We start from the raw sequence: 14,396 nt of genomic DNA, 5'->3' as shown, positions 1-14,396 counted from the left end.
TTACACAGCTGCCGGTTATTCTCTCGCCTCCAGCCGGACGCTGACCTCATACGCTCTGCCGTCTTTATAAGGCAGGATCGCGCCGCTCCAGACTTCTCCGTCTACAAGAACTGTTATTTGGCCGCGGCTGACCCGGTCCGGATTAACCACTTCAATCCGGTAGCTTGCACTGCGGAACCTGCGCTCCACCCGGTACCCGGACCACTCCGCCGGAATGCAGGGATCAATCACCAGCCCGGCTGCCGTTGCTCTGATGCCGAGCGCATATTCCAGCGTGGTCCAGAGCATCCAGCCCACTGTGCCTGTAGGGACATGATGGCTGGATCTGCCGAAGCTTGGCGAACCGGCCAGGCCAAAATAATAGTTAGGCACAAAGACCGGCACCTGTCCGTTCTTCTCCGGCGGATTATCGCTGTTCGTCGGCAGTGTCCGGCTGATTGTCTCCCAGGCTTGTGTCCCGCGTCCGGCGATGCAGTCCGCAAACGCCTTGAACATCGAGGCATGACAGTAGACAGAGCCATTCTCAGTCGTGCCCGCCAGCTTGAGGCTGATCCGTCCCCACTTGGGGTTCCAGCCGCTGAACGGGGGGTCCAGCAGCCGGGGTCCAAAAGGTGTATCCAGACTATCGATCGCTGCAAGACATTTCTCCAGCCGTTCTCCGCGGGCAATGCCGCTCATCACCGCCCAGGTCTGGGTGTTCAGGAACAGCCGGCCTTCCTCATCCCGGGCCGTTCCGAACGGCTCGCCGTGATCGTCGAACCCGGCCACATACCATCCGCCGTCCCAGCACGTATCGTTTACTGCTTCCGTCAGCCTGGCTGCTATGGACCGGAGCCGCTCCGAACGTTCTGCATCTCCAAGCTGCTCACAGAACGGAAGCAGCGCCTGAATCCCATAGACGAGCGCCATCGTATTCCAGACGGACTCACCGCGGCCCAGCCGTCCCGGACCATTGATCGGGTCATTCCAGTCGCCGTCGCCCATCAGGCAAAGCCCGTGTGCTCCTGTTGCATCAGCCATATACTCCGCAGCAAGCAGCAGATGCTCATAGATGGAAGCGGTCTTATTAGAATCTTTGAAGCCGGCCTGGCGGTGCAGAAGCTCCGGGTCCCCGCATTGATTCAGCAGCGCCGTCATGCAGATCATCAGCCAGACCGGGCCGTCCGTATGCTTCAGCAGGCACAGATTTTTGGGAGGTGATCCGTCGGTCATGATCCACTGCTGGATAAACCCGCTGGTCTCCTGACCCTGAAGTACAGAAATCATATATTCTGCCGCTCCTGCCGGATCGACCAGCGCGTAGCCCAAAGCATCCTGCAGCTGGTTGCGCACAGGACAATAATTGGTCATGCGGTTGGTGCGGGTCTGCATAACAATCTGTTTTTTAAGCCAAATATTCATAAAGGCATTTACATGCTCATCCGGGGTTTCAACCTGGAACATGCTGCCGGTCCGTTCCCAGTGTTCTTCGACCTCCCGCAGCAGAGCCCCGGCACCCGCAGCCCATAGTTCAGCCCGGCTGGCCGCAATCTCTTCCTGAGAATGGGCACAGCCCACAACGAAGCGGATCACATTTTTTTCGCCCGGCTGAAGCTTTATTCCATGCTGCAATGCTCCCACCGGATGCTCCGCCTCCGCCCGCCGTCCCGAGCACATACCGTTCTTCACTGCCTCCGGCAGCTCAAAGATATCATCCCCGCCAAAGAAAGCGCGCTGGCTGCAGTCAAAGGAATCCGCCTGACGGTCCGCGTAGACATAAACAATGTTCGTATGGTCGTCACAGCCTGCCTTTTGCTCATAGGTCACATGATAGGGAAACGAGAAAGAGGAGAGAATCTGCGATTCTTGATCATATTGACATCTGCTGCCCATTACGCCCCCGTTTTCCAGGGAAAACACTGTGAACAGGGATAGATCTCTCGGCTGTTCACCGGTATTTTTAAGCGTAACTGTCCATATCTCCTGCTGGCCCCGCAAAGGTACAAACACATGTACAGATGTCTCAATCTCCTGATGCCTGGAGCGGATTTCGGTATATCCCAGGCTGTGGATGCACCTGTACTCATCCGGTTCATTCTTTAGCGGCTGATACAGCGGTGACCAGGCCTGCCCTGTCACCTGATCCTTCACATAAAAAAACCGGAAGCCCCGTGTAAACGTACGGTGCCGGGGCTGAAATGCAATGCTGTCCCCCTGGCCGGTCTGGGAAACCTCCATATAATAGGAGTCGTTAAACAAATAGTTGAACCATCTTGCCGGCGTCCGGGGCGTCTTTATGACATACTCTTTTCCCTGGTTCCTAAAATACCCGTAGGGTTCGCTTCTGTTCAAACTGCTGCACACCTTTCCTGTTCGCTGAAGGCCCCGGCGGAGCCCTTGCTAATCCGTCAGATTATTGCGGTATTGCCCAGGCGTAATCCCTTCCATCTTGCGAAAATAACGGATAAAATTCGCCGGATTATTATATTTTAGCTTCATAGCGATCTCGGTAATCGTCAGATCCGTTTCCTTCAGCCACCGCTTGGCAACCGTCAGCCGGTATTGTGCCAGGTAGTCCGTGAAGCTGATCCCGGTCTCCTGGCGGAACACCCGGCTGATATATTGCGGATGATAATTCAGCCTGGCTGAGCATTTTTCCAGCGTAAGATCGGTGTCGAACGCTTCCGCGATCAGCTGCTTCACCTCTTCCGAAATGCTGGTGAACTGATGCTTCTGCCGCTCCTCCAGCAGCCCGATAGCCGGAAGGACGAGCGTACTGCTGAACCATTCCTCAATGTCTCTCGGACTGTGCATCCCCAGCAGCTCCTCAAACAGGGAATCGCCGCCCTCCTTAAGCTGATGATGGGAAATACCTGAATCCTGCAGCAGCCGGATGAGATCCATCAGCAGACGCACCAGTGACATCTGATACTCCTGATGGTCGTAATCCTCACTTGCGAGCGTATTCATCATTAAGGACAAGGTGTCTGCGGCGCGCTGCCGGTCATGTGATTTGATCGCTTCGGACAGCTCCTCTTCCAGCTTCTTCGGAAACACAATTTCCTTCCGCTCGACAGGCTGCACATCCTCAATGAACAAAATAACCTCTTCACCGAGTCTCGCCCGGTACTTCAGCGCATTCTCGCCTTCTTCATATCCCCGCCCCACCGCAGGCCATCCTGCAAAAGAGCGGCTGATGCCGATGCTGGTCTGCAGCTGCAGATAACGCTTCACAGAAGCCTGAACTTCGGTAGCTTTGGCATATACAGATTCCTTAAAAGCCTCCTCCGATTCCGTCCTCGTCCCGATCAGAATAACGACGGATTCACGGATGACGATCGGCGGCAGCCGCTCGCCTTCCGGAACGACCTCCTGCGCGATATTACTGATGGCGAACAGCAGCAGATCCCGGTCCTTCTCGGTAAAACGGCCGCTGTCAAGGCGGTCTATCTGGAGCAGCAGCACCCGCATCGCCGTCCACTGGCTGGTATATCCGTAACCGTAATCCACCAGCCGCTCCTGAATGCCCTGGGACCTCGCTTCACCCAGCAGCATTTTGCGGAACAGAAACTCAGCCAGCTGCTGCTGCTGTCCGGCCAGCTCAAACTTCAGCTTGGACTGATCGGAGAGGATGCCCTGAATCCGGTCGGAGATGGCGATGAACTCATCCCGCTGCGGTTTCGGATCTTTGTCGGCCAGTAAAGAACGGTAAATATGCCTTACCGGACTGTACATCCGGCGCGATCCGATCAGTGCCGTAAGCACCGTTGCGGCAAGGACACCCAGGCTGATCAGAATCGATGTTCTTCCAATGGCTGTGGCCTGCCGGGTAACCGACTGGGTCGGCACAACCGAAACATAGGTCCAGCCGTTATAAGCGGACTTCCGGAAGGAAATAGAGGCTTTATTCTCACCGGCTGTCCCGTTAAAAACACCTACAGGGTCCTCCCGCTCCCTGACCGCCTGAATGTAAGACTCATCCGACAGGTCTACCCCCAGCAGCGAAGCGTCTGAATGGGTGATCACCCGTCCGTCTTCGTCCAAAATGAACACATTGCCCATGCTCGGGTCGCTGTCAATCAGATCGCTCAGCTGCTGGGCGGACATCACCACCGCGATCATGCCCCGCGGATTGCTGGAGTTGATCGGCCATTTTTTCAGATTAATGACGGCATGATTCAGTTCCACCATACCTTCCGCCCCCTGGATACTGGCCGAATTGCCGCTGATCCACATGGAGCCGTTAGCCATGCCGGAGAACGCGGCCAGCTTTTCCTTCAGACCAGGCTGGCTGTAGGCGTTAAGGCCCGAGTTGGTAATCAGCCAGTCCTGCTCCAGGCTGTACAGGTATACATCCTTAATCCCCAGCTCGAACGTCTGGATCGAGGAGAGATGCTTATACAATTCATGAATAATTTCCATATCGTCTATATCCAGGTTCGCCGCAATCGCTTTGGTTACCGTCGGCAGCCCCAGCAGCTGTGTTGTGGAGAAATCGATCATCCTGAGCGTCTGTTCCACCCGCAGCTGGCTCTGCCGCAGGACCTGGGAATTGCGTTCCTCGACCTGCTGCAGCACCGATTGGGAGGAGTAGTGATAGGAATACCACCCTAAGATCAGCACGGGAAAAGCACCGATCACTAAAGTAAAAACCATCAATTTCAGTAAATAGCTTGATATCCGCATGTTCTCACTACCCCCGCAATCGTATGTTGCTTTTTATTTTAGCATATGGGGATTTTCATTGGGCCTTTCGGACAGCTTGAAAAGGCTATTGCGCATTCGCTTTGTTGTACGCCTCGGTGTACTCTTCAATGACCTTCGCGCCGCCGTCCTGCTGCCATTTGGCCACTGCCTCGTTCCAGCCGTTCTCATCCAGATCGCCCATGATGAACCGGACCCGGGCATCGTCAATAATTTTGCTGAGCTCCGAACCCCGTTCGCTGTACGTATCCGAGATAAACGGCTGGATCGGATTGACCACGGCGATTTCGGCATTCTTTTTCCACATCTCGTCACGCATATGCACCAGCGGTTTGCCGTAAGTTACGACCTTGTCTCTTAGCACAGCCAGCTGGGAGGAATCACCCATACCGTATTCGGCCAGCATTTTCGGATCCGTAGTTTTGACGTATTCCCCGTTGTTCAGCGTGAACTGGCGCCCTTCGAGCCCGTTGACCAGCATGTTCTGCATATCCTCGTCAGATACTTTGTCAAAAAAGTTCAGTACAGCCTTGAGATCCTCTTCCGTCTTGACCGAAGTTTTCGGAATCATGAACAGACCGTAGGAGCCCGATCCCCCGGGACTGCGGAGTCCTGCCGGGCCTTCCAGCGCGTTAACCATGGTAATCGCCCCGGTTGGCGTAACCTTCTGGACGCTTTCTTCAATTCCGTTCGCATCGTTCAGATTGGCGACCCAGGCGCCGGCTTTGCCTGCATTGATCATCTGCTTGCCGTCTTTGACAACAGCGAAATCCAGGTTAATCAGCTTCTCGTCATAGAGCTTTTTGTAGAACTTCATCGTTTCCAAAAAGGCAGGAGACATGTGAGCCGGACTTGCTTTACCGTCCTTGATCTCCCAGTCCGCCGGACCGCCCATCCAGGTCAGCATCGCCCGCCAGCCCGACGCCACCTGCTGCTCGGCGAGACCGATCGTGTCCGCTTTGCCGTTCTTGTCAGGGTCATTATTCACAAATGCCTTCAGCACTTCGTAGAAATCGTCTACTGTCTTCGGCTCCTGCAGCCCCAGATTATCCAGCCAGTCTTTGCGCAGCATCAGACCGTCACGGGCGAGATCTCTTGCGCGGTAGATGCCGTATACTTTTCCGTCGATAGAGATGGCATTCAGGGCCACTTCGTTCATCCGGCTGAGGTTAGGATAATCCTTCAGATACGGGCCAAGCTCCCAGAACATTCCGGAACGTGCTGAATTGACGATGTAAGGCAGCTTCTGGTCCAGCACAAGCACCGCACTCGGCAGCTCGCCCGAAGCGACTGTGGCGCTCAGCTTATCCGAATAAGTTGTCGAAGGTACCCAAGTGATGCTGAGATCCGTATTCGTCCGTTCCTCCAGCTGCTTGTAGAGCTCGCCTTCCGGGTCCATCGGCTCCGGATTGTAGCTGGTCAGCATCATCGACATTTTGTAGCGTCCCGCGGCTTGCGCATTGCCCTCCGCTCCTTGAGCGCTCTCTTCTGTATTTCCGTTCCCGCCGCATGCGGACAATGCTCCCAGCACCAGCGCCGCCGAGAATGTAGTCATCGCCAGTCTTTTCCAGCGTAATGCCCCTTTGGTTGTTGTCATGGTTGGTTATCCTTTCTTTGGTTGAGGTGGTATAAGTCGCACTCTTTATTGTTGATAATGGCTTGGTTGTGGCTGCGAGGATCTCAAGTTTATCAGCAAACATACGGCGCTCGGAATCCAAGTATAGTCCGAATTAGCTGGAGGATTTCCACTTAAGGCTGCTAAAAATCCGTAAATGATGAATTTAGCTGGAGATTTTCCAACTAACTATGTTACTTGGCACCTGAGATGATCCGCTCCTGATCTCTGAACCTGCACTCTAACGGGATTATTCCACTGCCGCAGGACTACGCTCCTACAGTTCCAAACTTCCTCCCCGCCACTTTCCAACTGCGATCAAGTGTCTGCGATCCATCTAGTTGGAAATCCTCCACTTAATTTTCTCACAAACAGCTGCGTATAGAGATTAGTTCGAATTAATCCGCTTACATTTCTGGATTTCAGCAAAAATGCTACGTATGGAGCGAATTAGATGGAGGATTTCCACTTAAGGCTGCTAAAAACCTGTAAATGATGAATTTAGCTGGAGATTTTCCAACTAACTATGTTACTTGGCACCTAAGATGATCCACTCGGAGTTCGGAGCCGATGCTCTGGCGGGATTGTTCCACAGCCGCAGGACTAACGCTCCTACAGTTCCAAACTTCCTCCCCGCCACTTTCCAACTGCGAGCAAGTGTCTGCGATCCATCTAGTTGGAAATCCTCCACTTAATCTTCTCACAAACAGCTGCGTATAGAGATTAGTTGGAATTGATCCGCTTACATTTCTGGATTTCAGCAAAAATGCTAGGTATGGAGCGAATTAAATGGAGGATTTCCACTTAAGGCTGCTAAAAACCCGTAAATGATGAATTTAGCTGGAGATTTTCCAACTAACTATGTTACTTGGCACCTGAGATGATCCACTCGGAGCTCGGAGCTCGGAATCGGCACTCTAACGGTATCAATCTGCTAAAGCGCATCCCGCCTGCGAGTAAACATCGTTTACATGCATTTCCTGCAGTTAAAAGGCGGTATGATAGCGGACTATGGCGTTTAAGTGCATTTTGTACATCTAAAAACCAAGGAAAGTCTTCTTTTCCGGGTTACAGGGATTTTTAACTGCACAAACTGCAGTTAAAACCCTCCCGGCTTAATAATAACTGGTTTTAGTTGCATGAAATACAGTTAGTCTCTAATCGCGGTAATGCTGCAGCAAACTTCCGGTGTTTCAGAGACTGTCTGTTACCGCCCCCTCACCCCTTAACCGACCCGAGCAGCGCCCCCTTGGCAAAATGCTTCTGCAGGAACGGATACACGATCAGGATCGGGACGGTGGAGATGACGATGACCGCCATTTTGACAGCCTGGTCAGGCGGAATGAAGTTACTCTCAAGAGAGGACGTATCCCCGAGGCTGCCGCCCTGGGACAGCATGACGATCTGCCGCAGCAGCACCTGAATCGGCCACTTGGTCGAGTCATTAATGTACAAAATAGAGCTGAAATAGGTGTTCCAATGACCGACAGCGTAGAATAGCGAAAATGTAGCCAGTGCCGGCAGGGACAAAGGAATGACGATCCGCATCAGGATGCCGGGGTCGCTGGCGCCGTCGATTTTGGCCGACTCCTCCAGATCCGGCGGAAGCTGCTGAAAGAAGCTGCGGATAATAATCAGGTTAAAGGCACTGATGGCGCCCGGCAGCAGCAGCGACCAGTACGTATCGAGCATCCCCAGCTCTTTGACCACCAGGAACGTAGGGATCATCCCGCCGCTGAACAGCATGGTGAAAATGATCAGAAGCTGGATCGGCGAGCGGAAATCCATATCCCGGCGGGATAGCGGATAAGCCATCAGGCAGGTTAGTGTAATATTGATCAGGGTACCGGCAACAGTGATGAAGATGGTAACCCCGAGGCTGCGCATCAGTGTGCTGGTCGAAAAGATATATTTGTACGCTTCCAGTGAAAATTCAGTCGGGAAGAGAATGAACCCTTTTTCCAGCAGCTCCCGCTGGGTAGCAAATGAGCCGGCAACCACATAAATGAACGGAATAACCGTAATCAGAGCAATAACCGCCAGGATTATAACGTTAAAAGTATCAAACAAACGGCTGCCCCATGATGTTTCTTTTACCACAATTCTGCCTCCTTTCGCTGGTTTCCTTAGAGAATGCCTTCCTCACCGAACCGCTTGGCCAGGAAGTTGGAGCCGAAGACGAGCACCAGCCCCACAACGGACTTGAACAATCCGACCGCCGTACTGTAGCTGTATTCACCCTGGGATATCCCGGTCGTATAGACATAGGTATCGAAGACTTCACCGACCTCCCGGTTGAGTGAATTCAGCATCAGGAAGATTTGTTCAAACCCTGTATCGAGGAAATTGCCCAGCCGCAGGATCAGCAGAATTACAATGGTGGACCGGATCGCCGGAAGCGTAATATGCCACAGCTGGCGCATGCGCCCTGCCCCGTCTATTTTGGCAGCCTCATAGAGCTGGGTATCCACTCCGGCCAGCGCCGCCAGGAAGATGATCGTTCCCCAGCCCGTTTCCTTCCACATCACTTCGCCGGTAATGAACGTCCGGAACCAGCCGGGACTGAGCAGGAACTGGACTTTTTCGCCGCCCATGGACGCAATCGCTTCATTCACCAGACCGCCCTCGGTCGTAAAAAACAGGTAAGCAATCGAGACGATAACGACCCAGGACATAAAATGGGGGATGTAGACCATCGTCTGAATCCACTTTTTGTACGCCTGCGACCGCAGTTCATTAAGCATTAAGGCAAGAATAATCGGCAGCGGAAAAAAGAATAAAATATTGTAAGCGGCCAGGATGAACGTATTCCTCAGCAGCTTCCAGAACAGCGGATCGCCGAAAAAGCGGTTGAAATGCTTTAGCCCCACCCATTCACTGTCCACAAAACCCAGAAAAGGCTGATAGTTCTTAAATGCCAGCAGCAGACCGTACATCGGTACATACTTGAAGATGATAAAATACAGGAGCCCGGGCAGCAGCATGATATACAGCCATTTATTGCGGACCATCCGTCTCAGCTTCTGCCTGCGGTACACATTTGTCATTGCCGGCTTCACAGCCGCGATTGGATTTCCCATGTTCCTTCCCCATTTCCAGCGCCGCAGGGAGATCAGCTGCCCGGTTGCAGCACCTGGTCCTTGAGCGCATTGAATTGCCCGGTCGAGCGGTTATAGATCTGATACCAGCCGTTGTCATCCCATACCGAGAAAGCGAATCCTTCTGCAACGGCTTTATTAGCAATCTGCGAGTAAGCATCCAAAAGCGTATCTGTAATCACTCCCCGGTGTTCATATCCGAACTCGCCGAGATAGACCGGAATGCCGTGCACATCTGCAAATTCCCGCTTCACATCATCCACACGCTTCAGGTGATCCGCCAGATTTTGAAAATAAGAATGATAGGTACCGATTACATACCGGTCTTCTCCCTCACCCGGCAGGTCCAGCGGATTACGGTACGTATCATACAATCCCCAGCCGCTGTTATAGTTGTATCCGCCAAAAATCAGATTGCGGTACGCATGCGGCTGCCTGCCGTCCACGGTGAAGCTGCGGATTGCCGCATATGCACGTTTGTTGAGTTCGATCACACTTGCTTTGGCTGCGGCTCCGGTATTCATGCTCAGATGCGGTTCATTGAACAGCTCGAACACCAGCGTCTCCGGCGCATCCTTGAACAGATCGGCAATCCCGGTCCAGATCGTCTCCAGCCGCTGCATGTTAGTCTCAAAAGCAGGCTCACCCTGCACAGCGTTCATAGCCCACTCTTCATGATGCGTGTTGAGGATGAGGATCACCGGCTTTTGGCCATCTTTTTTACGCTCTGCGTTCACATCCTTCAGCACATAATCCACCAGCTGCTTCACTGTAGCGACATTCGGATCGCTGGCAGAGAAATTACCGCTCTCATCGGCCGTTGACGGATACTTGCTGCCCCGCCCGCCCCAGTTCACCGGAATCCGGATGTTGGTATAACCCGCCGCGATAAAAGCGTCAACCGCCGCCTTCACATCCCCGAAGCTCTGGCTGTTCCAGTTTCCTTCAAACGTATTGCCGAGGTTGGTTCCCCTGCCCATCAGCTTGACCATTTTTTTGGCCTTCACGGGATGGAATCCTGCTTTGGCCACCGCTCCCTCGGCTTTTACGCCGCCCCCGCCTATTCCTAATGAAAGAAGCAGGGCCGAGCATAGAAACCACACCAGCGCAGATCTGGATTTTACAATAGATGTCATTAGATACAGCCTCCTTGGATTGGGATCGTACCTCATCATTTCAAAACAGTAAGCGTATTCATTTCACACCCGGCATCGTTGCGGTTGCTCTTTGCATTACATCAGGCAGCAGCTGCTTGCTCTGCCACCAATATAGTGCAGCTGTTCAATTGCCGTCTATAGTCATCTTAGTACCAGTAAGAAACCCTTGCGGCTGTGGGCTTTGCGGCATATGACTGTTCATTTCAGGCCCTGCGGTTGTCATTATGTAATGCTGTCTGATGTGCCAAAAAAGCCTCCAGAGGGAGGCTGAACCCATGTAAGTATAGTCAGATCTACGCACCGTCAGTACCTTATCCCTCACCTTTACAGGAACCGCAGCAGGCTGCTGCCTCTTGGACACGCCAACCCATGCTCGGAAGGTTCACCCGCAAAACTTGCCTGTCCTGTCTGAAAAAATGCACAGAAAGCACCACCCGGAAGTTTGTGTCTATTTTCACTTGTGGTATTATGTTCCAATATTTACAATATACATATTGAAGTCCCACTATATAATTGAAAGAAGGATGATGTATGACCAGCAGCAAACAAGCAAGCCGGATCCTGGTCCCCCTGCTCGCTCTTACTGTAATGGCCGGGTGCGGGAATAATGCACAGAACAACAATGCCGACGAAGCAGTCAAAGCACCCGCAGCACCGGTTAGCGCACATCAGGCCCATTGGTCCTATGAAGGCGATACTTCCCCGGAACACTGGGCTGAGCTGGATGAGCTGTTCACGGCATGCAGTACGGGTACCTCGCAGTCTCCGGTCAATATTGTTCAGACCCAAGTGAAGGAAGACGAGGCGCTCTCCCCGGTACAGGTGAAGTATTCGCCGTCCCCGGTATCCATTTTGAACAACGGGCATACCATCCAGGTAAACCTTCAGAATCAGGACAACACAATCATACTGGAAGGCACGGCTTATGTGCTGCAGCAGTTCCATTTTCACCTGCCCAGTGAGCATGAGGTGGACGGCAAGCATGCTGCCATGGAGCTTCATCTGGTCCACAAAAGTGACGACGGGGTGCTTGCTGTAGTGGGGGTTCTCATCACCAAAGGCGCAGACAATAGCGAACTGAACAAGCTGTGGTCCGTGCTGCCTTCGAAAGAGAGCGAACAGGAGACTGCTGTCGAGGGTACCTTCGATATAAACAAGCTGCTTCCGGCAGATCTTCATTCCTTCCGCTACCAGGGCTCACTTACCACGCCTCCGTGCACCGAAGGGGTCCAATGGATCGTTCTGGAAAATCCGGTGCAGTGGTCAGAAGCACAGATTAGCGCGTTCGGAGACATTTTCCCGCATGACAACCGGCCTGTGCAACACCTCGGAACCCGGGAGATTGCTGCGGATCAATGAACTCATTATTAAAACAAAAAAACAGCCAATATCCTCTAACGATATCAGCTGGTTAATGAATCTGCTCCTCCCTGAAAATATTACCGGCTACAGTGAGGCTGAAGCCTCACTGACCCAGGCCGTCAGCTGTTCTGCATGAACGGTATCCCCTTTACGCAGCTTCTGTGTTTTTCTTTCGGGCGGACCGCTGAACAAATCTTCAGGAAGCTCTAACGCGGCAGCATTAAAGATCGTAAAGCTTACTGCGTCTTTGGATACCGAAATGACTGCGGCATACTTCCCGTTTTTTAAAAAATGGGGCTTTTTATATTGAATCCGTTCCTGCACAGCCGGTATGGCCTGGTGTACCACCTCACGAAGACTGGCGGAGATTTCTGCTTGCCATGGCTCCTGCAATGCTGCAATAAAACCGGTGACTTCCTGGTTCATTCACATCTTCCCCTCTGTACAGTGATTTTTCAATTTCAGCTCCCTATGCCTCTGGCTTGGCCTGTAATGAAACGTTGTATCGGCAGCGCAAATGACGCCCGAAAAAATTGCTTCTATTATATATGGCGTACCAGGTTTCCGGCATAAGGAATCCTGTCCACATTATAATTCAGGAAGTGTGTGTAAAAAAAGCCCGGACTTCAAGATGAATCATCTCGAAAGTCCGGGCTTTAGGTGTGCCGGCACAATGTGTGCTCAGCTGCGTACCTTAACCTTTTACCGCAGAACCCACAGTCATTGCACGTTCTACTTGTTCACTGAGCAGCAGATAGACAAGCACCATTGGAATGGACGCAATTGTCATTACTGCCCCCATCGCTCCCCAGTCCGTACTGTAAGAACCCTGGAAGAAGAGCAGTCCCAGCGGCAGTGTTTTCATATTCTCGTCTGAGATCAGAATGTACGCCAGGGTGAACTCGTTCCAGTTGTTAAGGAATTGGAAGATAGCGATAGTTGCGATCGCCGGGAGCGCCAGCGGCAGGATCACCTGTGCGAACAACCGGTAGATGCTGGCCCCGTCTATGCAGGCCGCCTCTTCGATTTCCCGGGGAATACTCACCAGGAAGCCATAGAACACCATTGTCGAGAACGGAAGTCCGATAGCTATGTAGGGAATGATGAGTGCCCCATAAGTGTTGGTCAGATGAAAATCGCGCACCAGAATGGCCAGCGGAATCATGATAACCTGCAGCGGCATGAACATGCCGACAATCATATACGTTCTGACCGCCGAGCGGAATTTCCACTGCATCCGGGCTACGGCAAAAGCGAACATAAGCGCCAGCAGCAGGATGAACAGCGTGGAAATAATAGATACAATGAAGCTGTTCATAAAGTATTTTGGAATATTAAACTGTGTCCAGGCATTGACATAATTCTCAAAACGGAAGTGTGTCGGCAGGCCGAACGGGTTGGTGACAAAGATTTCGTCATTATTTTTCAGGGAATAGGAAATCATCCAGAAAAGCGGATAAATTGATACGATAAAATACAGCCACAGCGGAATTTGCAGCAGAAAACTGCCGAAGGACCGGAATGCTTTGGTGTTCATGTTGTTCTCCTTTCCATTAGGCGTGCTGTCCGCGGTCAAATACCTTATTGATGACAACGGTCGCTACAAGCGAGATCAAGACGAGCAGAACCGATACTGCACAGGCATATCCGTAATTGCTCTCCATAAAGGCATACCGGTAAATCATGAAGGTCATAGTGTAGTTGGTCGTGCCCGGTCCGCCGTTGGTCATGATCAGCATTTGTACAAATGCACCAATACCTGAAGTGATGGCGATGGTAAAACAGAATTTGAACGTTTCCCGCATCAGCGGCAGTGTGACATGCCAGTGTGCGCGCCATTTGCCGCAGCCGTCAATAGTCGCAGCTTCAAAGTAATCCTCGGGCACTGCCTTGACTCCCGCATACAGCAGAGAGAACTGATAGCCCATGAACTGCCAGGCGTTAACAAAAGCGATCGCGATAATCGACTGTGTCGGCGAGCTCAGCCAGTTCTGCTGATAGGGAATACCCAGCACATCGAACAGCTTGTTAATTAATCCGTTTGTCGGGTCGTACATGGCGATCCACAGCTGGCAGACAACGGTAACCGAGAGTACAACCGGGATAAAATAAGCTGTTTTCAGCAGCTTGCGTCCGCGGGTTTTCGGATTGGCGCAGACCAGCGCCAGGATGGTACCCAGACCGATCTGGAATACAGCCAGCACGAGAGCGAATATTGCCCCGTTCTTAAACGAAGTGGAGAGCAGCGGATCGGAGAACAGCTCCCGGAAGTTGTCCAGACCGATAAAGGTTGCTGTGCTCAGCCCGTCCCAGTCATAAAAGCTGCGCACCACGGTCTGCAGCACCGGATAAATCAGGATCACACTGTACAACAACAGGGCAGGGAGCAGGAACAGCGCCAGCGCTGACTTATTTCCCAGGTATTTATTCATGCGGTTCTTTCCCTCCTTATGTCCGCAACAGCCGGACCCCGGGGCGGGA

The 14,396-nt window shown here is 52.5% G+C and carries 10 protein-coding genes; 1 reads left to right on the top strand and 9 read right to left on the bottom strand.

Features of this window, described 5'->3' with window-relative positions:
* Positions 1–15: 15 nt before the first annotated feature.
* The 6 genes from C2I18_RS19910 to C2I18_RS19885 form a co-directional block, all read right to left on the bottom strand.
* Positions 16–2,331 carry a 3-O-beta-D-glucopyranosyl-beta-D-glucuronide phosphorylase gene (locus tag C2I18_RS19910; protein WP_249897477.1) on the bottom strand — a complete coding sequence of 772 codons (2,316 nt, stop codon included), beginning with the start codon at positions 2,329–2,331 and terminating at the stop codon, positions 16–18.
* 48 nt (positions 2,332–2,379) lie between these two features.
* Positions 2,380–4,635, bottom strand: coding sequence for an AraC family transcriptional regulator (locus C2I18_RS19905; protein ID WP_249897476.1), 2,256 nt, complete (start codon positions 4,633–4,635; stop codon positions 2,380–2,382).
* A gap of 115 nt (positions 4,636–4,750) precedes the next feature.
* Positions 4,751–6,280, bottom strand: coding sequence for an extracellular solute-binding protein (locus C2I18_RS19900; protein WP_249897475.1), 1,530 nt, complete (start codon positions 6,278–6,280; stop codon positions 4,751–4,753).
* A 1,236-nt stretch (positions 6,281–7,516) separates the two neighbouring features.
* Complete coding sequence (locus C2I18_RS19895; protein WP_249897474.1) at positions 7,517–8,398, bottom strand: carbohydrate ABC transporter permease; 882 nt, start codon at positions 8,396–8,398, stop codon at positions 7,517–7,519.
* A gap of 26 nt (positions 8,399–8,424) precedes the next feature.
* Complete coding sequence (locus C2I18_RS19890) at positions 8,425–9,345, bottom strand: ABC transporter permease (protein ID WP_481857950.1); 921 nt, start codon at positions 9,343–9,345, stop codon at positions 8,425–8,427.
* A 65-nt stretch (positions 9,346–9,410) separates the two neighbouring features.
* A complete protein-coding gene (locus C2I18_RS19885) occupies positions 9,411–10,532 on the bottom strand; it encodes a glycoside hydrolase family 5 protein (protein WP_249897472.1) in 1,122 nt (373 codons plus the stop codon).
* A gap of 552 nt (positions 10,533–11,084) precedes the next feature.
* On the opposite strand from C2I18_RS19885, the gene C2I18_RS19880 reads away from it, so the two are divergent.
* A complete protein-coding gene (locus C2I18_RS19880; RefSeq protein ID WP_249897471.1) occupies positions 11,085–11,912 on the top strand; it encodes a carbonic anhydrase in 828 nt (275 codons plus the stop codon).
* Positions 11,913–11,999: 87 nt separating this feature from the next.
* Here C2I18_RS19880 and C2I18_RS19875 read toward each other — a convergent pair whose 3' ends face one another.
* From C2I18_RS19875 to C2I18_RS19865, 3 genes are all read right to left on the bottom strand, one after another.
* On the bottom strand, positions 12,000–12,341 hold the full coding sequence (locus C2I18_RS19875) for a DUF1801 domain-containing protein (RefSeq protein WP_249897470.1): 342 nt from the start codon (positions 12,339–12,341) through the stop codon (positions 12,000–12,002).
* Between the two features lie 268 nt (positions 12,342–12,609).
* Positions 12,610–13,452, bottom strand: a complete 843-nt coding sequence (locus tag C2I18_RS19870; RefSeq protein WP_249897469.1) for a carbohydrate ABC transporter permease — start codon at positions 13,450–13,452, stop codon at positions 12,610–12,612.
* A gap of 16 nt (positions 13,453–13,468) precedes the next feature.
* Complete coding sequence (locus C2I18_RS19865; protein WP_249897468.1) at positions 13,469–14,347, bottom strand: carbohydrate ABC transporter permease; 879 nt, start codon at positions 14,345–14,347, stop codon at positions 13,469–13,471.
* Between the last annotated feature and the right edge of the window lie 49 nt (positions 14,348–14,396).

Source organism: Paenibacillus sp. PK3_47 (genome assembly GCF_023520895.1).
Lineage (GTDB): Bacteria > Bacillota > Bacilli > Paenibacillales > Paenibacillaceae > Paenibacillus_AQ.
This window is presented reverse-complemented; position numbering and strand designations above follow the sequence as displayed.